The organism is Rhodococcus sp. OAS809 (assembly GCF_040546695.1).
In the GTDB taxonomy this organism is placed as follows: Bacteria; Actinomycetota; Actinomycetes; order Mycobacteriales; family Mycobacteriaceae; genus Rhodococcus_F; species Rhodococcus_F qingshengii.
In genome coordinates, this window is the sequence record NZ_JBEPOI010000002.1 from 3726424 (window position 1) to 3751227 (window position 24804).

22 protein-coding genes, 1 tRNA gene and 1 pseudogene are annotated in these 24804 nt (G+C 60.5%); 3 read left to right on the top strand and 21 right to left on the bottom strand.

Annotated elements, in window-relative coordinates; translation table 11 throughout:
• Window positions 1–9: 9 nt before the first annotated feature.
• From ABIE52_RS20490 to ABIE52_RS20565, 16 genes and pseudogenes are all read right to left on the bottom strand, one after another.
• Window positions 10–1728, bottom strand: a complete 1719-nt coding sequence (locus ABIE52_RS20490) for an urease subunit alpha (protein ID WP_003943847.1) — start codon at window positions 1726–1728, stop codon at window positions 10–12.
• A 35-nt stretch (window positions 1729–1763) separates the two neighbouring features.
• Window positions 1764–2201, bottom strand: coding sequence for an urease subunit beta (locus ABIE52_RS20495; RefSeq protein WP_003943812.1), 438 nt, complete (start codon window positions 2199–2201; stop codon window positions 1764–1766).
• Between the two features lie 29 nt (window positions 2202–2230).
• A complete protein-coding gene (locus tag ABIE52_RS20500) occupies window positions 2231–2533 on the bottom strand; it encodes an urease subunit gamma (RefSeq protein WP_007731718.1) in 303 nt (100 codons plus the stop codon).
• Window positions 2534–2584: 51 nt separating this feature from the next.
• Window positions 2585–4270 carry an ammonium transporter gene (amt, locus tag ABIE52_RS20505; RefSeq protein ID WP_007731720.1) on the bottom strand — a complete coding sequence of 562 codons (1686 nt, stop codon included), beginning with the start codon at window positions 4268–4270 and terminating at the stop codon, window positions 2585–2587.
• A gap of 774 nt (window positions 4271–5044) precedes the next feature.
• Window positions 5045–5836, bottom strand: a complete 792-nt coding sequence (locus ABIE52_RS20510; protein WP_354541524.1) for a squalene cyclase — start codon at window positions 5834–5836, stop codon at window positions 5045–5047.
• A gap of 92 nt (window positions 5837–5928) precedes the next feature.
• Entirely contained in the window at window positions 5929–6624 is a 696-nt protein-coding gene (locus tag ABIE52_RS20515) for an Imm52 family immunity protein (protein ID WP_230793306.1), read from the bottom strand.
• Between the two features lie 87 nt (window positions 6625–6711).
• On the bottom strand, window positions 6712–7407 hold the full coding sequence (locus ABIE52_RS20520; protein WP_325066535.1) for an Imm52 family immunity protein: 696 nt from the start codon (window positions 7405–7407) through the stop codon (window positions 6712–6714).
• Window positions 7408–7940: 533 nt separating this feature from the next.
• Complete coding sequence (locus ABIE52_RS20525) at window positions 7941–8714, bottom strand: hypothetical protein (protein ID WP_223304698.1); 774 nt, start codon at window positions 8712–8714, stop codon at window positions 7941–7943.
• A gap of 138 nt (window positions 8715–8852) precedes the next feature.
• Window positions 8853–9650, bottom strand: a complete 798-nt coding sequence (locus tag ABIE52_RS20530) for a hypothetical protein (protein ID WP_275231771.1) — start codon at window positions 9648–9650, stop codon at window positions 8853–8855.
• Between the two features lie 47 nt (window positions 9651–9697).
• Window positions 9698–9937: pseudogene (locus tag ABIE52_RS20535) on the bottom strand (Imm52 family immunity protein); the annotation flags it as partial.
• A 331-nt stretch (window positions 9938–10268) separates the two neighbouring features.
• Complete coding sequence (locus tag ABIE52_RS20540; protein ID WP_065455076.1) at window positions 10269–10946, bottom strand: SMI1/KNR4 family protein; 678 nt, start codon at window positions 10944–10946, stop codon at window positions 10269–10271.
• Window positions 10946–13720, bottom strand: coding sequence for a hypothetical protein (locus ABIE52_RS20545; protein WP_233272355.1), 2775 nt, complete (start codon window positions 13718–13720; stop codon window positions 10946–10948). Before ABIE52_RS20545 ends, ABIE52_RS20540 begins: the two co-directional genes overlap by 1 nt.
• A complete protein-coding gene (locus ABIE52_RS20550) occupies window positions 13717–14055 on the bottom strand; it encodes a hypothetical protein (RefSeq protein ID WP_047272170.1) in 339 nt (112 codons plus the stop codon). The genes ABIE52_RS20545 and ABIE52_RS20550 overlap by 4 nt, the downstream gene beginning before the upstream one ends.
• 62 nt (window positions 14056–14117) lie before the next feature.
• On the bottom strand, window positions 14118–14510 hold the full coding sequence (locus tag ABIE52_RS20555) for a hypothetical protein (RefSeq protein ID WP_029254241.1): 393 nt from the start codon (window positions 14508–14510) through the stop codon (window positions 14118–14120).
• Window positions 14511–14601: 91 nt separating this feature from the next.
• Entirely contained in the window at window positions 14602–15285 is a 684-nt protein-coding gene (locus tag ABIE52_RS20560) for an MspA family porin (RefSeq protein WP_054188735.1), read from the bottom strand.
• Between the two features lie 590 nt (window positions 15286–15875).
• On the bottom strand, window positions 15876–16727 hold the full coding sequence (locus ABIE52_RS20565; RefSeq protein WP_228402308.1) for a glycoside hydrolase family 43 protein: 852 nt from the start codon (window positions 16725–16727) through the stop codon (window positions 15876–15878).
• Between the two features lie 250 nt (window positions 16728–16977).
• On the opposite strand from ABIE52_RS20565, the gene ABIE52_RS20570 reads away from it, so the two are divergent.
• Together ABIE52_RS20570 and ABIE52_RS20575 are read left to right on the top strand one after the other, a co-directional pair.
• Window positions 16978–17472 carry a DUF1877 family protein gene (locus ABIE52_RS20570; RefSeq protein ID WP_019746449.1) on the top strand — a complete coding sequence of 165 codons (495 nt, stop codon included), beginning with the start codon at window positions 16978–16980 and terminating at the stop codon, window positions 17470–17472.
• 401 nt (window positions 17473–17873) lie between these two features.
• Window positions 17874–18254 (top strand): hypothetical protein, encoded by a 381-nt coding sequence (locus ABIE52_RS20575; protein ID WP_030535797.1) that lies wholly within the window; start codon window positions 17874–17876, stop codon window positions 18252–18254.
• A gap of 1029 nt (window positions 18255–19283) precedes the next feature.
• Here ABIE52_RS20575 and ABIE52_RS20580 read toward each other — a convergent pair.
• The 4 genes from ABIE52_RS20580 to ABIE52_RS20595 all read right to left on the bottom strand — a co-directional run bounded on the left by ABIE52_RS20580 (window position 19284) and on the right by ABIE52_RS20595 (window position 22550).
• On the bottom strand, window positions 19284–20129 hold the full coding sequence (locus ABIE52_RS20580) for a DUF4258 domain-containing protein (RefSeq protein WP_050655607.1): 846 nt from the start codon (window positions 20127–20129) through the stop codon (window positions 19284–19286).
• 488 nt (window positions 20130–20617) lie between these two features.
• Window positions 20618–20707, bottom strand: a tRNA-Ser gene (locus ABIE52_RS20585).
• A gap of 50 nt (window positions 20708–20757) precedes the next feature.
• Complete coding sequence (locus tag ABIE52_RS20590) at window positions 20758–21183, bottom strand: MarR family winged helix-turn-helix transcriptional regulator (protein WP_020968140.1); 426 nt, start codon at window positions 21181–21183, stop codon at window positions 20758–20760.
• Window positions 21184–21311: 128 nt separating this feature from the next.
• The gene (locus ABIE52_RS20595; RefSeq protein WP_044480920.1) at window positions 21312–22550 is read right to left on the bottom strand and encodes a lactate 2-monooxygenase; all 1239 of its coding nucleotides are present in this window, start codon (window positions 22548–22550) and stop codon (window positions 21312–21314) included.
• On the opposite strand from ABIE52_RS20595, the gene ABIE52_RS20600 reads away from it, so the two are divergent.
• Window positions 22549–23538, top strand: coding sequence for an NAD(P)H-quinone oxidoreductase (locus ABIE52_RS20600; protein ID WP_192712875.1), 990 nt, complete (start codon window positions 22549–22551; stop codon window positions 23536–23538). The genes ABIE52_RS20595 and ABIE52_RS20600 overlap by 2 nt on opposite strands.
• 15 nt (window positions 23539–23553) lie before the next feature.
• On the opposite strand, the gene ABIE52_RS20605 is transcribed toward ABIE52_RS20600, so the two are convergent.
• Entirely contained in the window at window positions 23554–24756 is a 1203-nt protein-coding gene (locus tag ABIE52_RS20605; RefSeq protein WP_007731767.1) for a cysteine desulfurase-like protein, read from the bottom strand.
• Window positions 24757–24804: the final 48 nt, after the last annotated feature.

Sequence of the window (24804 nt, forward strand, 5' to 3'; positions counted from 1 at the left end):
TGGAGACCCCTAACTGAAGAAGTAAAGTTGGTTCAAGCGAATGGATTCGGCAGGTTCGACGTATGCGTGGACGCCGTCCGCAGTCACCGCGAAGGTCTCCGGGTCCACCTTGATTTCCGGAGTGGCCGAGTTGCGAACCAGATCACGCTTGGTGACTGTTCTGGTCCCCTCGACAGCAACAACCTGACGTTCGAGACCGAGCCGGTCCTTGATGCCGTCGTCGAGTGCCGCTCGCGAGACGAACGAGACCGAACTCTGCGGCAACGCCTTGCCGAATCCACCGAACATCGGCCGGTAGATCACCGGTTGTGGTGTCGGGAGTGAAGCATTCGGATCTCCCATGGCATGCCAACTGATCAGACCGTTCTTGATGATCGTCTTCGGCTTCGCACCGAAAAATGCGGGCTCCCAGAGAACAAGATCCGCCATCTTCCCGACACCGATCGACCCGACCACATGCGAAAGACCAAACGTCAACGCGGGATTGATCGTGACCTTCGCGACGTAGCGCAACACGCGGAAGTTGTCGTGCGTCGGTGAATCCTCGGGCAGCTTTCCGCGGGACCGCTTCATGCAGTCCGCTGTTTGGATCGCGCGTAGCCAGTTTTCTCCAACCCGGCCCATCGCCTGTGAGTCACTCGAGAACATCGAGATGACGCCCATGTCCTGCAGTACGTTCTCGGCACCGATCGTCTCGGCGCGAACGCGGGACTCGGCAAACGAAACATCCGAGGGCACTTTGGGATTGAGGTTGTGACAGACCATGATCATGTCGAAGAGCTCGGCCTGAGTGTTGATGCCGTACGGCAACGTCGGATTGGTCGACGCCGGAAGTACGTTGTCCTCGCCCGTCACTCGCAGGATGTCGGGTGCGTGACCGCCGCCCGCACCCTCGCTGTGATAGGTGTGAATCGTACGGCCTTCGAAGGCCGCGATGGTGTCCTCGACGTATCCGGCCTCGTTGAGGGTATCCGTGTGAATGGCGACCTGAACGTCCATTTCGTCTGCCACCCGCAGAGACTCACGAATTGTGGCCGGTGTCGCGCCCCAGTCCTCGTGGACCTTCAGACCGGCCGCACCGGCCTTGATCTGTTCGACCAGCGACTGATGCCCGGACGAGTTCCCCTTGCCCAACATGCAGACGTTGACCGGCAAACCCTCGTTGGCCTTGAGCATCATCTCCATGTTCCAGATACCGGAAGTGATGGTGGTGCCGTTGGTTCCGTCGGTCGGGCCGATACCACCACCGATCAGCGTCGTCACTCCCCCACTGAGTGCGTGGTACGCCTGCTGTGGTGACACGAGGTGAACGTGTGGATCGATGCCGGCGGCAGTGAGGATCATCTGCTCACCGGAAATCGCGTCGGTCGCCGGACCGGTGGTCAGCCCCGGGGTGACACCTTCCATCGTGCTGGAGTTTCCCGCCTTGCCCCAGCCAACGATCTTGCCGTCCTTGATTCCCACGTCTGCCTTGACGACGCCGATGGTTGCATCGACGATGACCACGTTGGTGATCACGAGGTCGAGGGCACCGTCGATGCTGCATGACTCCGGATCCTGGCCCATGCCGTCGCGCAGCGTCTTGCCGCCGCCGTAGATCGACTCGTCGCCGATCGTTCGAAGATCTTCCTCGACCTCGATGTACAGGTCGGTATTGCCCAGTCTGATCTGGTCACCCGTGGTGACCCCGAACAGACCCGAATACTCTTGTCTCGAAATGCTTGTCATGGGTGTTGCTCTCCTTCGTCCGCCGTGAACGAGAATCAGTCGGTTTGAGGTTCGGACAGAAAGCCGAGTTCTTCGGCACGCTGGACGGCTCCGGGAAGCCGAGGCCGGTAGGCGGCGTGGGTCGGCGCCCAACCGTCGACAAGTCCGTTGAAGCCTTGCACTCGTTGCTTGCCGCCGAACGGCACCAACGTCACTTCCTTCTCGTCGCCCGGCTCGAACCTGACCGCCGTGCCCGCGGGAATGTCGAGGCGCCAGCCGAAGGACTGTTCACGATCGAAGGACAACGCGCGATTGACTTCCATGAAGTGGTAGTGCGAACCCACCTGGATGGGACGGTCACCGGTGTTTCGGACTCGCAACTTCAAACGTGGACGGCCCTCGTTGAGTTCGATCGGCTCGTCCCGCAACACGTATCCGCCGACCGGCACCTTCTTCTCGCCGCCGGAATCCTTCTTCGTCGATTTGCTTGCCATCTTGGAGTGCTCCTGACATCTCGGTCGGGCTACTGGATAGGAGAGTGCACGGTGACGAGCCGGCTACCGTCGAGGAACACCGCCTCGACCTGCACACGTGGAATCATCTCCGCGACACCGTCCATCACGTCGTCGACCGTCAAGGCGTGCGATGCGTCGGCCATGACCTCCTCGAGAGTCTTGCCCTCCCGAGCTCCCTCCAGGGCGGCTGCAGTGATAACTGCGACGGACTCCGGGTGATTGAGTTTGAGCCCCTTTGCCTTTCGCCTCAGTGCGACATCCGCCAACATGAGGATTGTCAGCTTGTCGAGTTCTCGCGGTGTCAGATGCATTCTGAACGCTCCTTGTCGATCATGCGGTAACTCCCTGTCGTCGAATACATGTCAGCTCCCCTGTTCCGTCGCTTCGGTGAGAGGTTCGGCCGCTTGCTGGACGAAACCGCTCCTCCTGCCGCCCGAGTACTCGTTGATCGCGTCCAGAACCGCCTGTGCATGTTCCGAGGCGACCAGCACCTCGACACGCAACCGCTCGGTGAACACGACGTCGTTGCGTTGTCCGCGGAACTTGAGCGAGGCCGAGTCACTCGCGGAGACATGCGCTTCCGATACGACTATCGACTCCGCTCCGGCGGCCAGCAGCGCCTCCCGTAGCTTCTCGGACTCGATGGTCTGCAATACCGCGGTGATGAGTTCGTGCTTCGGGGCGCCGAGGTTCGGAACAAGTTTTGCCCCCTCGACCAGGACCCCCGAGTCGAACCCGCTGGTCTGCGGCGCACCACCTGCGTCGACGAATGCGGCGTTGTAGCGGTATGCGTCCATGCCTTGCTGACGACGGTCGATGTCCACCTGGTCTTTTGGGGCCAGCTTGAGACCGATGGTCTTCTCGATGCCCGTGGCGATCAGCCAGGTCACCACGAACGAGAAAGCGATGACGACGATCAACGCCAGCGCCTGCTCGCCGAGTAGTCCTGCCCCGCCGCCGAAGAAGAGTCCGTCGCGGCCGATCGAATTGATGGCTTTTTCGCCGAACAAACCGAGAAGGAGTGAACCGAGGATGCCGCCGATGAAGTGGACCGCGATGACGTCGAGCGCGTCGTCGAACTTGAAGATCGACTTGAGCGCGAGCGCGAAGTGGCAGACCAGTCCGGCAAGCGCGCCGATCGCCAACGCGGAGAAGGTGCTGACGAAGCCGGCGCAAGGGGTGACGGTCGCGAGACCGGCTACCGCGCCGGTGATTCCGCCGATCGCCGTGGCCTTGCCCTCGGTGTACCTTTCGATGACGAGCCAGACGACCATACCGCCCGCTGCGGCGATGTGAGTGTTCATCAAGGCCTGTGCCGCAACACCATCGGCAGCCAATCCGTCGCCCGCGTTGAATCCGAACCAGCCGAACCACAGGATGCCTGCGCCGATCAACGCCAGAGGCACCGAGTGCGGGACTGCCTCGGCGTTGGGCCATCCCGGACGTTTACCTACCACCAGCAAGATTGCCAGGGCGGCGGCGCCGGCGGATGCGTGGACGACAATTCCGCCGGCCCAGTCCTGAGCTCCGCGGAGCGCCAACCAGCCTTCGGGATTGAAGAGCCAGTGCGCAATCGGGGGGTAGACGATGATCGACCACAGCACGAGCAGAACGGCCCAGCCCAAGGGCTTGAGCCGGTTTGCGGTCGCACCGGTGATCAGCGCAGGCGTGATGATCGCGAACATCATCTGATAGACCACGAACGCCAGAGTCGGTACCGCGACTGCACCTTCGATCAGGTGGAAGCCCGGGGCGGCGGCAGTGTGTATGTCCTGCAAGCCGAACAATTTGAGGTCACCGAGGAAGCCGGAACCCCAGTCTCCACTGAACGCGAAGCTGTATCCGAACACGACCCAGGTAATCGAGACGAGTCCGAGTGGGACGAGGTTCTGCTGCAACATGACGAGCGCACTGCTACCACGCACCAGACCGGCGTAGAAGAAGGCGAGTCCGGGAACCATGAAGAGAACCAGACCCGCGGAGATCAGCACCCACGCCGTGTCCCCACTGTCTATCACTGCTTCGGCTAACACCATTTCCATCGACATCGACGACCTCCGAGCATTATTCGGACCTGAACAAAGTCATTGGTTAGAGCAGCAATTCGCGATGTTCCGGTTCGCTGCGACAGTTACGCTACGCCCCATAGTTGCACCTTCTCAGCAAAATCGGGGGAACATCCGGTTTTCACGTTTAGTAGAGCATTGTTCTGGGAAAAGATGGGACTTTGCCTAAACATTGCGGACGCTCCACAACCTACAATTGCGGGACTAATTCTCGCCGAAAGTGGTTTAAATCTTGCAAAATGGGGAACGTAGCCGCAGGTGAGCGCCACTTTCGGAGCAGAAATGCCGTTTCCAGCTCGGGACTTAGCTCCCTAACCAAGACAGCTGCGAGCGCCTTATTTGATTACCAACGTCGGTGACCCGCCTATCCGATCGGGTAGGTAATTTCACCGAACATCTTCTCACCTGTTCAGATGATTAACCTTCACCGCACTGAGGGCAATCCTGTCGTTAATATGTTCTTCATCCGTACTGGATATTTCGACCGGAAAGTCGAAGATCACCTTTCGATAACCTTTAAAGGTGAAATAATTTTCGCTGTAACTATTTTGTTATGCAGAACCTAGAGGGGAGGATTGATCCCACCAGGCGAGCACTCGGATGCCGGACAAAGTCAGCCACTTCGACGGCTCCCCCGCCTTTGTGTCGACCTCGAACCACACCCGCCCCGGTTGGCGACCGGCCTGGAGCCACGTCCCATCCGAGGCTCGAGCGGCCCGGATCATCTCGATCGAGTCCGCCATTCGCGGATCAGGCTCATTTCCCATACGACAACGACGCTTCACGGAAGTAGTCGGCCGCATTGAGCACGTTGTAACGCCACCGGAATGGATACGCGAACCGTCCGACCCAGGGCCCCAGCGGTTCGCCGGTCGAGAGTCGCCGGAACAGACCGCGCCGCAGTAAGAATTCCTCACCGGATCGCCGAGCCGCGCGCGTCTCATCTGTTCCCCCGGTCGCGATCTCGTACGCGAGAAGCCCTTTGAGTGAATTGAGCGTCGAATGGAACGACGATCGGGTCGAACCTTCGATCCACTCACAGTTCCACCCACCATCCGGAAGTTGATGCCGCACAAACCAATCAGCCAGTTCATCAACGGGCATGCCGAGCCAAACACCGTTTGCCACCGTCCAGGCGTTGATGCAGCAATCGACCTCACCGTCCCAGTACGGCCGGCCCTCGTACTCCCAGCGACAGTTCTCCGCGAGCAGTTCTGCAGTACGACGCTCCCGCAGAACACTGGCGTCGAGGCCCCACTCACGCAAGGAGTTGAGCGTCCAAGTAGTTGCCGTCCAGGGTTGCGAACCTTCTTCTGCTGCTTCGGGTCCCACGAAGTCGAATTCTGCCGGGAAGAACGCCCCACCCGCCCATTGGCCGTCTCGATCCTGCAACGAAAGCAGGCGTGCACCAAATCCTTTGGTAGCGATCGACGCACGCGTCGCCGCCCACACAGTGGGCGCTTCGTTCAGCAGGTCGCGCTCCACCTGCCACCGAATCGCCGGATCCGAATCGAGGAGCCACGCGAGCAAGTCGGCTCGGGGTGCCATCTGGCAATACTATCGAAAGGCGAAGCAGGCCATCCGGTTAACACATTTCTCGACGTCTGATGCAATGGTGAATTCCAGACCCGTTGCGGGGCCTACACCGGGTAACCCAACGCCGCCCGCACCGCCACGATGTCGGCGGCAGCGACCTCCATTGGCTTGTCCCCCAACCGAACCAACGTGCCAATGGGCAGCTCCTCCACCACCGCAGATTGGGGGAGTTTGCTGCGATCGAACGTAACTCCTGAATGGAAGTATGTTTCCCATCCCACCTCCACCTCACCTTTCGACCGATTCTGAAGGTGCCGGTAGTCGCCGATGCTCCACCGAGCCCGATCCGGATCCCAATGCTTGACGATCACTCTCACGATCGCGTCTCCGATATCCGGGTCGAGCAACCGCCGGGTACTGTCGGTGAGCTGCTTCTCCGTCGGCAACGACACCCGGACACTGTTGGGAGCACTGGTTTCCAGCCCGCCGACCCAGGCACCGACCCGGCGCGCGGTCCCGTCCTCGGGCGACAAGTCGATGTCGTAACCCGGTCCCGGGGTGTCCGAATACCCCATCTCCTTCGAGCGGGAATACTCGAAGATTCGCACCAACCCGTCCACACTGAGATCTGCTGGCACCTTGTCGAACTCGGCAGTCGAGACCCACGGCAACGCCAACCCCGGGTCGACCGCTTCCAGATCATCGAGGAAAGCCCGCATCGTCTGCGCCACCTCCTGACTCGACTGCACCCGCGTGCCCCAATATCCGGCTACCGTCGGCCGCCGCCCGAACATGCTCATCGCCCCGTCCTTTCCGACCAATGCGCAATCGTCTCCAATTCAACTACGTGTCGCGACGTGAGCAGCGCTCGGCGGTCACGCGGCATCTTAGACCGGGTAACCCAGTGCTTCCCGCACGGCCAGGATGTCGTCGAAGTTGACGTCTAACGGTTTCTCGCCCAACCGAATCAGCGTTCCGTTGGGGAGTTCCTCCAGTACGGCGACGACGGGCAGTTTGCTGTGATCGAGATCGATCCCGGACTGGATGTATGTCTCCCACCCGACTTCGATTTCGCTGACCTCATTTCCCTGCGCATTGCGGTACTCCCGCGTCCCCCACCGCGCAGACTCCGGCGACCAATGCTCGATGATCGCTTTCATGATCGCGTCCCCGACGCCTGCGGTTAGCAACCGCGACGCCTCCCCGATTGCTTGTTTCTCCGGAGGGAGGGTGACGTTGACGAGATTCGGAACCCTCGGAACATTCCGGCCGAGAGAGAATTGGATTCTCAAGAACTGATATCTGTCCGGGTGCAACAAACTCACGATGTAGCCGAGGTCGAAGGCCGCAACGGATTGCCCTTCGACATCCTTCGCTGCCCGGAAGATTTTCGCTAGGCCTTCCACGCTTAGATCGGTCGACTCGGAGGCAGTCTCGGGCGAAAACACCCAAGCTTGTCCAAGTGCTGGATCAATGTTCCTCAGACTATGAAGAAACGAGAACACCTCCGCTGCAATGTCTTCTACCGGTTGCGTCCGAGGGCCCCAATACCCGATCACTGTCGCGCCACGATCCGAATTCATCGACCTTTCCTTTCCAGCCACTCTGCGATCGTCATAGTCGTTCTCGGCAAATCATTGTCATTGAACAGTTGTGGTCCGGGTTGCTGCGGAGCGCCGGGAGCATCCGGATTCACCGGCACCTGACCGACATCAGGCAGAGTCGGCACACTCGGTTCCTCGGCACGACCTGGCGAGGGAGCCTCCGGGGTGGAGTTCTCGGGTCTCGGGTTCGACCCCGGATCGCCAATCTCACCGGGCGAGAATGATTCCCACTCGCCACGATCGGGAACGCCGGGAAAGTGGGTTGCGAGGGTTCCGGAATCGCGGGATCCGGGCGTGCAGGTTTCATTCACGGACGGAACAGAGGGTTGATCATGCTCGGCATGTTGAACTGTGCCGTCGATGGCGGGTATGCCGCGCGGTGGCACTCCACCCGGAGCGTCGATCAGCTGGTGCGTAGCCGGATCGGGATCGCGGCGCGGTAATTACGGGCAGGCTGGTCGGTCCGCGCCATCCCTACCTGCAGGCAGCCCCGAGTGCGCCCAACGTAGGGCTCACAGCCGTCTGAAACCTTTGGGTAGAGGAATCTCCGGTCGTTCGGTCGGCAGTCCTGCTGCTGCGCGGATGCTTCGGATGTCCTCGACGGTTAACGGCGTGGACAGATTCTTCTGGATGACGATTGTGCCGTCCTGGTAGGGAAACGCCTCCACGCTGGGCGGGAGCTGCGTTTCCTTGATCGGCAACTCAGGACCGAAGTAGGTGCAACTGCCCACGATCGCGTCACCCGGTACGTTGAACTGAGGCGATGATTCGGTTCGGCGGTAGAGCACGGTGACACGCGAGTCCCAGATGTCGGCTAGTCCCTGTACGAGCTTCAATGCCAGCGAAATCAGTGATTCGTCGGCAAAGGCACATGCGAATGCGCCGGACCCTGAGGTGCCCCCGAAACTGACAACGACTTTGACGTCTCCAGCGGGTGAATACAGGGTCATATGTCGTCCCAATGAGAGGGGATACATACCGCCGGTGGCATCGGGGGATCGTCTGCGCTCGATCAATGCGGCTTCGATCGATTTTTCCGTCGGAGGTACAAGGATCTGACGGAGATTCGACGCCAAGGCCTGCTCGACTCCGGCGCCGTCGGGGAGTGCATCGCCTACTGTTTGGTACAAGTCGACGTCGAAGACAGGATCGATGTCGCGAAGCAATCGTAGCGAACGTGCAACGAGCGCGGCCGTGACGGCCTCGCTTTCAGGCGAACCCTTTCGTGGAATGACCTTCACTGTCAAGCCCGCCGTAGGATTGCGGCGCAGTGATGACGTAGGCACTTTCACTCCCCTCCAAATACGATGATGTTGATGTTCTCCATCCCGATGACCTCGTCGAACGCATCCTCCATTATCTGAGCAGCTTGTTCTTAAGAACACCATCACCTGCGGACGTGAGCTTGGCCGTAACTTCTCGTGTCACAGCCGACGCGAGCCTTTCGGTAGGCGAACCTCCGGTCGTTCGGCCGGCAGGCCGACTGCTGCGCGGATGCTTCGGATATCGTCGGCAACCAACGGGGCGCGTGGATCACGCTGGATGACGATCGTTCCTTTCTTGTACGGAAAAGCTTCGACAGTGGGTGGGATCTGCGTTTCGTTGATCGGCATCTCAGGGCCGAAGTAGGTGCAACTGCCCACCGTTGCGTCGCCGGGCACGTTGTACTGAGGTGTGAGTTCCGCATCCCGGTAGAGCACGGCTGTGTGAGCGTCCCAGATATCGGCCATGCCCTGGACGAGTTTCAATGACAGTGAGATCAGAGATTCATCGGCGAAGCCCCCTGGGTACGGCCAGATGAACGTGCAAAGTAAGGAACCTGCTCCCGCCGTACCCCCGAATCCGATGAGAATTTCGATGTTTCCGTTGTCGATGAACAACCTGAGTTGATGCCCGAAGGAGAGTGGGTAAATCCCGCCTGCGGCATCAGAAGACTTTCTGCTCTCGATCATTGCGGCCTCGAGGGAGTTCTCTGCCTGAAGCGTGAGGATCCGTCCACCATTCGATGCAAGCGCCTGCTCGACCGTAACGCCGTCGGGAAGGCCATTCCTCACGGAGCGATACATGTCGACGTCAAAGACTGGGTCAAGCTCTCGAAGGAACTGCTGCGACCGCGCTGCCAGCACTGCGGTGACCGATTCGGCTTCCGGCGGCCCCTTTCGCGCCATGACTTTCAAGGTCAATCCGGACGCCGGATCGCGACGTAAAGATGAAGCAGACAACGTCACTCCTGCTCGAAGACGATCGACCAATTGGACAGGCTCTGGCGCTACACCGGGTAACCCAACGCCGCCCGCACCGCCACGATGTCGGCGGCAGCGACCTCCATTGGCTTGTCCCCCAACCGAATCAACGTGCCAGTGGGCAGCTCCTCTACCACCGCAGATTGGGGGAGTTTGCTGCGATCGAACGTAACTCCTGAATGGAAGTATGTTTCCCATCCCACCTCCACCTCACCTTTCGACCGATTCTGAAGGTGCCGGTAGTCGCCGATGCTCCACCGAGCCCGAACTGCCCACGATCGCGTCGCCGGGTACCTTGCGCTGAGGCGATGATTCGGTCCGGTGGTAGAGCACGGTGACGCGAGAGTCCCAGATATCGGCCAGCCCCTGTACGACCCTGAACGCCAGCGCAATCAGCCATTCGTCGGCAATGGTGCAGGAAAACGAGTCGATGCGTGAGGTACCCCCCGAAACCGATCATGACCTCGAGATCCCTTTTGGTCAGACAAATTGATCATCTGCTCTTGGGAGACTGGATCCCAGGCACGTGCCACGTGGGGCAAGACCGCACACAAATTTCTTAGACTGTCTCCAGTCTGGATATCCAAGGCGCAGGCTCTAGGCACCGAGTCCGACGTTGGTCCAGATATCAAGGTAAGTGGAGTAATCGACCAATTCAGGGGGTTCCGTCGATGACCACACAACACCCCTTGTCGATTCCTCACCAAAGTACAAGCAAAGATAACCGCCGCCGCCCGATCTGAATGTCGCGATGCAACGAGCCGGATCTGGGTACTCTTCAGGGGACAGCCCGTCCAGAATAGACCATTCAAAGCTGTCAATTCGAAACATATCTTCAAGAGGCAGTGGCCCGACAGTCTTACCGGCAATATAGTACCAACCGTTGTGCAAATTTGAATAGAAATTCTTTAGACTGGGGGGAAATTTATTCCAATACCCTGGAAGTTCATCACCATCCACTACCGGTGGCGTACCCAAATAGTAGAGATCGGTCCCGTCTGCCATTTTAATTTTATATAGAAGAAAAAACCTATTTTCAGACCTGAGCAGCCGAACATCAGATAGATTCTCTTTAATGTTTCTGTAAGTGTCGCCCAATATCGGTCGCCCAAATACATCCCATTGGTCCAATATCCCCGAAATTCGAGCTGCAAGGTCACCATTTAGCGCATCCAACCAATAATTCGGAAGCGCCGTACGTTCAAGTGGTGTCAAGTCGTCAATCTCCACAAGCACGGGCGAGTCGATATACCGCGAAATCTTGACCAGATCCACTACTGAACTCCATTCAATATACTAGATATCATTTGACGAATTTCCTCAGTAAGATGAGTTTCGATTTCGATCATAGCATCCCGGAATTCAGGGGAAACCGGGATTCCGCCCTTCACATAGCCCCACCAGTCTGCCCAACTCTTGGCGCCCTTTGACGTATTCGCAGTCGGGCTCAAACCCAGGAAGTTATCGACGTAGTTCAATACTTGAATTTGCTGCTCGAAGGTCAACTGCGTAAAGCCAGGCATGTCGAATATGACCCTCATCGGTACGGTGTGATCCGCCTCGAGGACGTCGGGCAATGTGAGCCCGGGAAGAACCGGGTCCGGTCCGCCACCTTCGTGATCGAGGTTAACTATGTCGCGGATCACATTTGTCGGCGTTTTTCGACGCAGCGACGCATACAATTGAGCTAAGTCAGCGGCCGTCAGCGGGTTGCCTTCGGAATCCAAGCGAGAATCCTCGGGTGCAGCCTCACCCGAATCAGATGACTGCTGCGGAGGTGATTCTGGACTTGTCTCGGCACCATCGGTGAGTGAATCTACGACTTCTTGCACCGCGTGAATGAAGTTCGACGCTAGTACCCGCTCGACGGATGAACGTTCGGTGGGATCTGGGCGGACCGTCGGATCGGCGATCGTGCTCGGGTCGGGATCAAAGGGGTCGAACTCCGGGGGTCCGGGCTGGGTCGGCGCACCGGGAGTCTCGGGATCGACCGGAATGTGGCCTGGGTTGACCGGATCGACGGCCGGTTGCTCGCCAGGTTCGGGAGCCGAAGGTTGTTCGGGGTCAACTAATCCAGGTGCGGTGGTGCCGGGGTCTACTGGTGGTTCGAAACCCGGATCCGACGGTGTTGCCGGATCGCCTGAATCCGGCTCGCTGGAGGGATCTTGCGGCTGGGTCGGATCGTGATCACCAGGCAGACGCGGTACAGGCCGCGGCGTGGGCCTCCGAGGCGGCGGCTTCGCGGCAGGTCCGGCCGGCCCGGGCTGGGCGTGGCCGGGAGTGTCCTGCTCATGCGCTGGGGGCAGCTTCACGAACGGAGAAAGGACAGTGCGAAGAAGTGCCTGATCCTGCGGAGAAAGCAGGGCCATAGCCTTCACGAGCACTTCGGCGAGATCTACTCCGGCCTCGAGCGCCCATTCCTCGAGGCTTTCCATGCGGCCGAACAGTTCCGAATCCCCCAGACCCACACCTGCAAGGATTTGCGCGAACAAAGCTGCGATTCCAGCGGTGAGCATGAGCCCGGCTTCGGCTGCACTGAAGATGCCGCCGATGATCGGAATTCCTGCCAATTCTGCTTGGGGTGTGTCGGTTTCGTTCGGTGTAGCGGGCGCTGGGTCGATGGATGGGGATGTCCCGGCACCTGGTCCGTCCCCGCCGATGTCTCCGCTGATGTCCTCGGCCGGCGACCGCTGCGGGATCTGCTCCGGCACTTGCGCCGGAGCCTGCTCAGGGACTTGTGGTTCGGGCTCGACCGCGGGTGGGACCGGTGGTTGAGTGGGTATCGGTTTCTGGACTGGTGGATTGGGGGCCTTGTGGCCTTCGACCTGCGGTGTCTCGTTCCAATGTGGACCGTCATCTGAGCGGGTGCCGTCGTCCTCACCGGAGATCTTGGTCGGGCGCGCCGGTGCAGGCGATTTCTTGCCGCTCTGTGTGCGATCCTGCGGGTCCGCCAAAATCGGATACAGCACGTTCTCGATACCCGTGGTGTCGACGACCTGGACGAGTTGCCCGTCCCGGATCTCATAGTGCGTCGGAATGGGTGTGCCGTTGGCGTCGTAGGCCCACGGGGCATCGATTGTCGAGACCGGGTTTCCGTCGGCGTCGAAGACCGTGACCGTGCCGTCTTGGTTGACGCTCATGTGACCGCCGGGCGGCACCGCCACCGGAATCACGGATTCGTGCGACGACGTTTCGTCGTGGATCAGGAAGAAGAACCGGCTTCCGCCGGTGATCGGATCGAACACCCGCAACGAGGACTGTCCGCCAGGTGCGTACGCAGTCAACGGCGACGCGGCAGTCCCGACCGCCTGGGAGAGTACTGATTCGGGCGTGCGGGGGCTGAAAGGTCCCGGCCGCCCGCGCACTCCGATACCCGCGGCGGTGAACGCCGCAGCGCCGATCAGGGTGAGTTCGAGATACCGGTCACGGCCCGAGTCCTCCCCGGCGGTGGAAACATCTGCTGCCGGGACCGGAACCGTTTGAGCCGGTGCGATATTCGAATCCGAATCCGCGGGGATCGGTCCGGGACCACGATCGGTGGTGGTTCCCTCACCCGGGGTGGGTGTGGGTGAGGGAACCGCTGATGCCGATGCATTGGGGAATGCACCGACACCAGTTTCCGAGGCCGGGGACTCGGAAGCAATGGGCGGAACCTCGATCGTCGGCACAGGGACGATGGGGGTGCCGTTGTAGGTGGGAAAGTTCGTCGGACCATTGGCCCCGACATTCGGGCCACCGCCTGGAGCCTGTGCACCGGGGAGCCCGACGGTGGTCGTCGGCGCAGCTGTCGCCGTCGTGGACGGCGCGCTCAGGCACGGGTTGATGATCTCTGGCGGGATGGGTGCGCCAGGTGGCAGTGAGGCGATGAGATTCAGGTAGATCTGATGATCACGTGCCCGCACCGCCGCGCAGTCTTCTTCCGGCGTCGCGTTCGCCGGAGCGGCGGAGAGTGCAATTCCCGCACCGATCGCTCCGGCCGCTCCGGTCAACAGCGCCCCAGCGGCAAGCACTCCCGCGAGAGTCCGGCGAAGTCGTCTACCGGACTTCACCGGTGCGCACCACGATTGTCACTCTTCTTCGTTCGGAGTAGCGCGATGAGTTTGTCTGCGCCCCACCAGAACAACCGTCCGGAGATCGACATCCACAAGAAGAACGCCAGGTAAACCAGGACCGTCCCGTAGTCGTTCGCCCAGCCGGCAAGCTTCCCGATCACCGCGAATGCCGCGATCAGCAACCCCAGTCCGACTGCCGTAGCGATCACAGCCTTGGAGAGTGGACTGAGTTCACTCTCCGGATCCCAGTCATCAACGTCTGCAACGTCTTTGCTATCGACGGCAGCGGGTTCCGGTTGGACACTGCGACGTTCGGCGTTGTTGACGGTCATGGCTGGAACTCCAAACAGGATGGGAGAGCGGGGACAACGAGTCGCCGGTACTGGGCGTGTTATCAGTTCCAGTACTGCTCCGTCAGCACTATGTGCCCCTCACTGGCGGGGTGATTCGGGTCGGAGACAAAGACATTGGCATGCCCACCACGCGCGGCTGCTTCACCGAGCACAGCTCCTTCGAGGGCGTCGACCTTGCCATCGGTAACAGTTATCGCGGAACCAGGCGCCAACCAGACCCCCCTCAGCGAACCTGGAACGATGTTCGCAATCGCATCAGGAATCGGGCTCGCCGCCAGCGCCGCCGTTTCGGCATTCGAAAGTGAAAGTCCGATCCGGCCATGTTCCGGTTGCACGATCGGAGTTGCAGCAGATGCCACGCCGGCGCCGAGAACACCGATCAGGGCGATACCTGCGGTGAGGGTTCCGGCAGTGGCCAAGGTACGAATCTTCATGATTTCTCCTTTGTGAGCGTGATGAGTAACCACCCCGGGACGGGACGGATCAGGAATTACTCGCCAGCAGCGCCGGCGAAGTCTGCGAGGGTCAGAGCCAGGTGGGATCGGAGTACACGAACAACGTGTTGTCGGACGTCGCCGTCGACACCGAGAGTTGTGCGTACGAGCGGATCGTCACCGGCCCCATGCACGCATCAACCTTCACGTGCACGTTCTCCGCGGTGATCGACGCCTTCGACGACTCGAGATCCTTCTTCCCCAACGGAATCGTCGTGATCGTGCCCGGCGCAATCGTCGACTGAATACTCGGATTCACCGACGCATTCACACCCACGTTCGCCGACGGGACACCCGAAATACTCACACCGACAGACGGACCGAGCGAAAAGCCAAGCCCCAAGCCAAGTCCGGAGGAAACATCGATCTGGCAGCCGATCTGCAATCCCTGCTCGACATAACCGGTCTTCACTGCCGAATCACCCTGACCGCCGATCGTGCCGGTCACCTTCGCCGACACGAACCCCTCACGGGTGAACGCCGTCGTCGCCAGATTCGGCACCGGGTTCGCCGACAGTTTCGTGGCGGCAAGATCCAACGACCAGCCGTCATCGGTGACCGTGCTCGCAAATTTGTCCACCAACGCCGTCGGCGTTGCCGATGCGCTCCCTGCGAAGACCACACCAGACGACAGCGCGGCAACCGCACACGCCGCGAGCCCCACTGCGGCCCTCGATCGACGATGGGATATGCCGTTTTGCGATTCGATCGACATGAACTGCTCCTCCACGTGACACAGCAACCAGAGCGGTAGCCGACAACTAACTGAATTAGTTACCGGACGGTACCAATCGTCCTGTTTGCCCGCCAGTGCGCCATCTCCCCCATCTTGGATTTAGGGTGAACTTTCGGTAACAGATATATATCGACAGGCTTATCAGCAGCGAAAAGGACCTAGGTCCCACTATGAGCAAGGTCACCGTTTACGGACGAGAAGACCCCTCAGAAACAGTGCGGCAAATCGGATTCGACCCGCATCCCGCGGGCCTCAGAGCAGCTGAAGGCAGAAAGTGCGGGCATCAAGCCAGTGTGCGTACTTGAATATGAAACTAACAGGCATTACCTGGCAATCAATCGTGAAGTACGGCGCCCAAGCGGGGCCTGGGAGCGCAACGCTGCACAGCTCCCGCGGAGATACTCACTTCATGGTCGGCGCGAAATCGTCGGACCCACGGGCATCGCATCGTTAGCTTGTCAATCACTGATAGGCGCAGACGACGCACACAAGTAGTACGCAAGTACGAGAAAAGGCTCTGACCAAGACCGGAGTCCTTGATCAGAGCCCTACCAACTCAGGGTCGAATGTTATGCCGGTTCTCTCATGATGCCGAGATGCCGTGCAGTCCCGGACACCCCAGGAACCTCTTGCACAGGAGACCAGGTGTTCAGCCCGTCCGTGCTGTCGGAGTAGAGATACTTTCCTTCGGTATAGGCGTCGAGATAGATCCGCCAGTCGCCGCTCGGCAACTGAACCACGGCCGGACCTTCGACAAGCGAACCCCAATTCCCGGGCGGGACAAACGAATAAGGTCCCGTCACCGAAGGAGCGACCGCATGCTCGACGACCTTCCTCGTCTCGTTCTTGGTGAACGCATGATAGGTCGATCCGACTTTGACCACGGTGGTGTCGATGTGGTCCGCACCGATCCCGGCGAGCGGAACAGGCGGGCTCCACAACCGGAGCGACGGTTCCAACGCCGTCATCAGATACGGCACAAATCCTCCACCGGTCGACATCGACAGGATGACGTTGACGCGATCGCCGTCCACAAACCATTCAGGCGCCCAGGCCTTGGTGACGAATGGTGACAGCGACGGTCCGTCGCTGAATCCGGCCGAACCCGAGAAGCCCGGGGGGCTCGCAGAACCGGTGCCATCTCCCGTGCCAGGCATCAAGGCGCAGCAAAACGGAACCGGATAGTTCCCCAGCGGCGTCCAGTTGATGCGGTCGCTGCTGCGTGCGAACCCGATGTTCGCCCCACCACCCGTCGTGTAGGTGAGGTAGTACACCCCGTCCGTGTTCCGGAAGATGCTCGGATCACGCACGAGCCCAGATGGCGGCCTGTACGCCGACTGCTGGACGAGCTGAAAGCCGGTGCCGTCGGCCGACTCGTAGACATCCATGTCGCGGTCGCTGGCATTGCTGAACGCCACCATTGTGTATTTCCAGTCAGGCGGCGGCGCGGCGCTGCTGGCAGGGGCTGCGACCAGCAACCCCGCGACGACGAGGATCACCAGCGATACAACAGAAAGGCCGGTCCGTTTTGTCGGAATCACCGATGAAGTATGTATGACAGCAGGCCCACCATGGGTAACTTCGGTCGGAGGCAGAGCAGGATCGTTACCTAAGTCGATTCGTCTTGTAGTGACGGCGGGACGGCGGCAGGTCGGCCGTTAGCATCACGCCATGGAACTTGGGGTGCATTTCGCGCTGTCAGACAGCGTGGCAGCGGAACTTCTGGACGCGCGCGGCGACGACGACAAACTCGGCGCTGTGGTCGAGGACATCGAGGAGACGGGCCGATCCGAGTTCTCGTGCGACACGGACAAGGCGTGGGATCCGATCCTGTGCGCCCTCTCCAGCACGGGGTACGAGCGCGTGTCCGAGAACTGGCCGGCCTACGGCGTGATCTTGGGGGACGAAGATCTCAACACCGACACCGACGACCAACTCGTCACCTACCTCGCACCCGATCGGGTCGCCGAAGTCTCCTCGTACCTGGCGGAAATCACCGAATCCGAGTTCGGCGTGCGCTACGACGCGATGCCGCTCGACGACCGCAACCCGGAATACGGCTCCGACGAGCGCGGGTACGCCTGGGGCTGGCTTCAGGAAGTGGCGGACTTTTTCCAGCGCGCGGCCCGAGAGCGTCGCCACGTGGTATTCACCGTGCGGTTCTGACAGTCGAGAGCCCACTGCCGAAGCAGCGCGCCCTCGAAGAAGGAAAGACCGCTTGACAGTGGCGCTCAACTGCGGAGGACCCTCTGCGCGGGTTCTTGCTCTGACAATTCCTGTGCCGCAGCGTTTCTGGGTGACCGAGTGCGTGTCCTTCTCGCAGCCAGACTGACCAGTAACGGAAACGTAACGACGGCCCGGGCGCTTCTCTGGCATTCACGATCTTGACCAGCAATTTCACTGAAACAGTTTATTCTTCAACGGATTTCCAGTAGTGAGCTGCATCTCAAATCAACCCAGTGGATTGCTCATTGTTTGCGACATGTCGTTGACTGTTACCGGAAGAATCAGACAAAGTGGCCTGTGGAGGCGCAACTCGAGTGGGCCACCGACGAGGGAGAAGCCGAATGACGCACCTACGCAAGATGATTACCGCGGCCGCCTTGATACCTGCCGGTATCGCAGCCATCGCACTCAGCGGCGCGGGCGCAGCATCAGCTGTTACTCCGATCGCCGACAACGGGCGCATCGGCGTGCAGCTGAACCAGGGTGAGACGGCATTGTTCGGCCAGCTCAATGCGGGCGCTGCGATCGAAAGCATCACTAACTCCACCCAGATCGGCGTGCGCCTCGCACCAGGATCGCGCTTCGAGAGCGGCCCCAACGTCGTCTGGGGACGTCTCGACCAGTTCGCCAACGAAGCAGCCTCCCGTGGTGGAGAAATTTCTCTCGGCGTACTCAACCCGGCGAGGGGTTCACAGCAGTTCTTCTTCATTCAGAACTGGTAATACCCTCCGCCGTCGAATTGATGCTTCGCTCTTCCTGTGGCGGGGCGGAGTATTTTTCGTTTCCCGTGGCCACGTTTGTCGCCGAGTGTTGAACAGGCGACGTTATCCCGGACGACTTTTGTGAGGACTGCAAACGGGCACCGATGCGTGCGGGAATTCCCTGTACCGCTGCGTAATAACGCATCCACAACCGACCCCTGAGGCGAACGAATGAGGTGGACTCGGCGCACCTCTGTTATTGAAAATGAAAATCATTTTGACCGAGGCAAGTGGATGGCATTCAAACTTAACTGTCCAGACGAGACGGATGCTCGAAAAGTGGAATGAGCTGCAGACTTAGGCGGCGTTGCCGTGCCGGTCGCTCTGCTCCATTACGTCCAGTTCGTCTGAGACGACGTCACGAGCGCTTTCGAATACTGAAAGTAACTTCTTCTGTTCCGAAGACAAGGTGACACGCCAGGCAGGCATACGGACGCCTGCGCTGCTGTACAGGTAGTCGGTTTTACCTGGAATCATCAGGATGTGGTCGTGTTCCACTGGGATGCGGTAGGCGAGGTAGTCGTGATCGGTGATCAGGGCAAATGGATGGCCGCCCTCGAAGGCGAAGACGTCTGAACCGTCAGCCTGCGAATCCTAATCTGCTCCCGCATCACAATAAGCAACTGCTGGCCAGTGTCACTTGACATGACACTGGTCGCGCAAGTGAGTCAAAGCCTGCCTTGATTAGTCGCCCCTGGACCGAGAAAAGAGACTACGGAAGCAAGTCCAAGAATTCTTGGATAACTTCTCGCACCTTCGACTCATTTTTGCTCGAATTCGAAGGATCATCCTGGTTAATTGCATTCATTATTTCAATTTGACCCCAGGCCCCCCTCAGGGTTTCGGAATCTGATGCACGCTCCGATTCGCGTTCTCTGACGTACCTCTCGAATATTTCAACTAGCGCATGCAAGGATATTTTTCCGTCACAATAATCACGATTAACCTGCTCAGCTTCCAGGCGGTAAATTGATTGATCCGTCATGTTTTTCACTTTCCCGATAAATTGCCAAATGAGGTGGTCACAACTCTGCCCGTTTCATTGATGATAACTGATAGGTTGTTTATCGAATCATAGATCACGGTCGTGTTTCCTCTGCTCGGGGTCGCCAACCCTTCACGAATGGCCTGTTCAACCAGGGATGGAAGTATGCCGCGCTCTTGCATTCGGTCGAACGCATGCCCCGTATATTCACGACCGTTGACTATTCCAGGACGATTGGTTCCGGGCTTTACATTTATTTCGCGATCTCCGCGCCCACCCACAGGCGTCGAGGCCGGTCTGTCTCCGACGGGAATAGTCGGATCGCTAGGGGCTCTATTCCCGGCCTCACCGGCGGTGGCGGCTGCCCTGCGACCTGCGGCTTCGGCGTCTGCGGCGGTTCCGCCGCGCCGCAGAACAGCCTCCACCGCTTCTTGCACGGCAGCTCCGCCGACTCTGCCTCCTGTGCCTACGATCGGAATGAGGGAGACGATATTTGCTGCTGCGGCAGCGATCTCAGCCGGAGAATGCTCGGGTGAAGGCTGTGCTCGTTGGCCGCGATTGAAGCCGAACGGATCGACGGCGGCATCGTGCACGGGGACTACGAGGAAGTTTCGCCACGCGTCTCCGAGCGTTCCGACGCTATCGACTGTTGTGTCGACGGCACTTTCCCCGACACCCCACGCGGTGTCCCATACTTTTTGCGGGAACGATCGGTCGTCGGGCTCGTTCGGATCTGGCGGGATCGGCACATTGCCGGTGAAACCGGCAGGCACGTCCCCGTGCGCTTCGGCAAGCTGGTTCGCAGCTTGTTGACGTGGACTGACAGTGGGTTTGGGGCCCGGACTGGTCACCAAACTTGGACCATCCGCCCATTGGTGACAGTCGAGCAAACGTGCAAACAAGGCACGATCCGGAGCATTTCAGCAGATTGAATGCAACGTGGTCTCTGGCGATATGGCCACGCAAACTTATTGAACGGTCAACAGTTAATTGGTGGCGCGCAGCTCATCCGGACACCAAGCGCAAGGAGGCCGCGTAAACCACGAGCCCATCTAGCCAAGGAGGGAATCGAATTGACCACCAGCCGCACGATGCGATCACCTGGAACTCTCGTCGCCGAGCGCCGCAATGGCTGATCGTTCACCACAGCACAACGAGAACCGGCAGATTGCCGCAACATCGGACGTAGCACCGAAGTGGCGAAGCCATTGCTTCACCCGGCGACCCCAGGGCGGCAAAGATTGCTACACATCCGACTCCTCGACGCTCCTGCGCTTCGTAGGGCACGAAAAAACCCAGCCCACGCTTTCGCGCGGGCTGGGTTTGAACAACGAACATTTGGCGGAAGCGGAGGGATTTGAACCCCCGGTGGGTTTAACGCCACGCTCGCTTTCAAGGCGAGTGCATTCGGCCGCTCTGCCACGCTTCCGTGGGCGATCCTATCGGGTGTTCCCACGGACCGCGAAAACGGCTCCGGAGTCAGCGCTCGCCGATGGCTTTGTCGACCTTCTCGAAGACGTCTGCCAGCACGTCCAGTTCCTGGGGAGTCAGCAGATCGACCAGATTGTTCCGCACGCCGGCCACGTGAGTAGGTGCCGCCTCGGCGAGGCGACGCCTACCCTCTTCCGTGATCCGCGCGAGCACGCCGCGCCCGTCTTCGACGCAGGTGTCGCGCACGACGATGCCCTGAGATTCCATCCGCCTGATCTGGTGCGTCAGGCGGCTCCGCGAAGACAGCACGCCGTCTGCCAGGTCACTCATCCGCAACGACCCGTCAGCTGACTCCGAGAGCATGACCAAAATGCGGTAATCGGCCAACGACAGGTCGTGTGAATCCTGCAGTTCGCGGTTGAGAACCTCCATGAGGCGCTGATTACCGTCCATGTAGCCGCGCCATGCACGCATCTCGCATGGCGTCAGCCACGGTGTCTCACCGTGCGCCGCCTGCGATGTCTCCTCGGTTGTCGCTTCAGCTGTCACAGGTTCCAAGTTTAGACCTGTGTCCGCCCGTCACAGTAAGACTCACCCTAAAGTCACGAATTGGACATCAGGATCGAACGGTCGATTTCGGCGACCGATGCCAGCCCCGCCAGTCCCATGGTGAGATCCAGGTCGGCCAAGAGACTCCGGAGCGCATGACGCACTCCGTCCGCTCCGGCCAATCCCAACCCGTACACCCACGGCCGCCCGTACAGCACTGCGTCGGCACCCAAGGCCAGAGCCTTGATTACGTCTGCGCCACAACGAATTCCGGAGTCCATCAGGATGTCCACCTCATGCCCCACCGCATCAGCGACGGGACCGAGAGCGTCGAGTGCCGAAATCGACCCGTCGACCTGACGCCCACCATGGTTGCTCACCACAATGCCGTTGGCGCCGGCCGCGACGGCCTCACGTGCGTCGTCGGGATGGACAATTCCCTTCACTGCGATCGGAAGTGTCGTCCACTGGCGAAGTTTCGCGATATCCGCGATCCGCACCGCATGGTTACCGAACAACGACACCCACGTGAGAACCGCGATCTGCAGCGCTTCTGCGCTCTCCTCGGGCGGCGTCGCCAGTTTGGCGCGGAACACCGGATCCGACAGATAGTTGGCAATACCCTTCGCCTGCAGGAACGGAAGGTGGCCGAGCTCGAGATCCCTTGGACGCCAACCCATACCGGGAGTGTCGGCAGTCAGGACGATAGCCTTCGCGCCCGCCGTCTCCGCTCGGCGGACAAACGACTCCGCAAGTTCGTCGTCGGCCGGCCAGTACAGCTGGTACCACCAGTTCTCGCCGGAGGCCGCCGCTACGTCTTCGATGGTCGAGGATGCCGCCGTCGAGAGAATCGATCCGATCCCCAACTCGGCAGTGACCGAACCGACCGCAACCTCGGCGTCGTCGTGGACCAAGCCGAGCACGCCCACCGGAGCCGTCAGGATCGGTGCAGCCAACCGCGTCCCCAACACCTCGACGCTCAGATCACGCGCGTCGGGCGCCGCAGTCCCCCGCAACATCCGCGGCACGATCGCATGCTTGTCGAACGCCCGCAGATTCGACACCGCGGTTCGTTCGGTCGACGCGCTACCGGCGATGTACCCGAAGGCCTCCGGTGAGAGTTGCTCGCGCGCGGCATCTTCCAAGCCTGCCGCAGTCATCGGCAAAGCCGGCTTCGCGCCGCTCAGTCCCGTCAGATAAATCTCGTTCTGCATGTTCCCGAAGTAAGTCACGTCCGCGACGGTAGCGGCAAAACACCCGTCAGCGGGGAGATTCGCTAGCGTCGTATCCATGTACGCCATAACGATCGATCAGCCCGGCGGTCCCGAGGTCATGAAATGGGCGCAACAGCCCGATCCTGAACTACCTCGCGGGCACGTACTCGTCGAGGTCGCCGCGACCGCAGTCAACCGCGCCGACCTGCTCCAACGTCAAGGCTTCTACCCGCCGCCGCCCGGCGCGAGTGACATTCTCGGCCTCGAATGCTCGGGTGTGATCACCGAACTCGGCGAAGACGTCACGGGTTGGTCCGTCGGCGACGAAGTCTGCGCACTGCTGGCCGGCGGCGGTTACGCCGAGAAGGTCGCGGTCCCGGCAACACAACTTCTCCCGGTTCCCGCGGGCGTCGATCTCCGTGTCGCAGCGTCTCTGCCGGAAGTTGCGTGCACGGTGTGGTCGAACGTCGTGATGCGCGGCGGCCTACGACGCGGACAGGTCCTCCTCGTCCATGGTGGTGGCGGCGGAATCGGCACCCACGCCATCCAGGTCGGCAAAGCCCTCGGCGCCCGCGTCGCAGTTACCGCGGGTTCGGAGGAAAAATTGAACCGCTGCCGCGAATTGGGCGCGGACATTCTGATCAACTACCGCGACAGCGACTTCGTAGCATCACTCGCCGAAGCCACCGACAACCACGGCGCCGACGTGGTTCTGGACAACATGGGAGCGTCGTATCTCGGACGCAACGTCGACGCACTCGCCATGGACGGCCACGTCGTGATCATCGGAATGCAGGGTGGCCGCAAGGGCGAAGTCGACATCGCCAAGCTGATGGGAAAGCGCGGAAACATCACGTCGACGGGCCTGCGTGGGCGTCCGCTCACCGGCCCCGGCGGTAAAGCGGACATCGTCGCCGACGTCCGCGCGAAGTTGTGGCCGTTGATCGCAGACGGATCGGTTCAACCGATCGTGTCGACCGAACTTCCGATCACCGAGGCGCCATTAGCCCATCAGTTGCTGGATTCGCCGGAAACCGTAGGCAAGGTCATCCTCACCGTGAAGTGAGCCGAGCGGGATCGATCAGCCCAGGGCGCCGAGTTCGGCGACCAGCTGATTGATCTCGTACCGCGTCGTGTACGGCGCAAGGCCGACGGTGACCGCGCCGCCTTCGTCGTTGACACCGAGGGCGTCGAGCAGCCTGGAACCGCCGTGCGTACCGCTGACCGTCGCGATGCGCTTGTCGGCCAGGTGCGCCGCGACCTTGTCTGCCGCCATCCCCTCGAGTGTGAAACTGAGCGTCGGCACCCGCGTCGGTGCGCCGCCGATCACCATCACGTTGGGCAGGGCTGCGAGAGAACGCATGAGGTGATCGAACAGACCGTCCTGGTAGTCCTGCAGCGAGCTGATCGAGGTTTCGAGGCGCTCACGCCTGGTTCCCGTTGCCGATTCGTCCAACCCGGCCAGGAAATCGATCGACGACGTGAGACCGGACAGCAGCGCGAACTGATGACCGCCCACCTCGAGTCGCTCGGCGCCACGCGCGTACGGGTTGAGCGACACGGCCGGAATTCGGTCGAGCAGTCCGGGATCGCGGAAGACGAGTGCGCCCACCTGCGGACCGCCCCACGACGGCGCGCTGACGGCAACGATGTCCGCCCCGAGATCAGCCATGTCCACATGCGCATATGGCGCTGCACCGACGGCGTCGACCACCATCAGTCCGCCGAATTCGTGCAGACGATCAGCTGCGGCGCGGACGTTCGGAGCCGAACCGACGACCGGTGATGCGGCCGTCAAGGCCACCAATCGAGTGGTCGAGGTGATGAGATCGTTGAACTGCCAACTCGGGAGCTCACACGTTTCGATTTCGACCTCTGCCCATCGCACCTGAGCGCCGTAGCGACTGGCCACACGAAGCCAGGGCGCGACGTTCGCCTCTTCGTCGAGGCGCGAGAGTACGAGACCGGTTCCGAGGCCCAACCGCGAACTGAGCGACTCGGCGAGCCAAGCCAACAACACCGCTCGGTCTGATCCGAGAACGACTCCCGCAGGATCTCCGCCGACCAGATCGGCGACCGCGGTGCGCGCACTCTCGAGAATGGCAGCACTACGACGGTTCGAGACGTGGCGACCGGAGGAAGAAGATGCAGAGGCACGGAACGCGGTGGAGACCGTCCGCGAGACGGCGTCCGGGATCTGCATTCCGGCCTGCGGATCGAGGTGGATCCAGCCGTCACCGAGTGAGGGAATCAACCCCCGTACGCGGGCAACGTCGTAAGCCATGCTCGACACTCTAGGTGCAGACGCCCGCTTAGTCGAAGGCAGTCACCC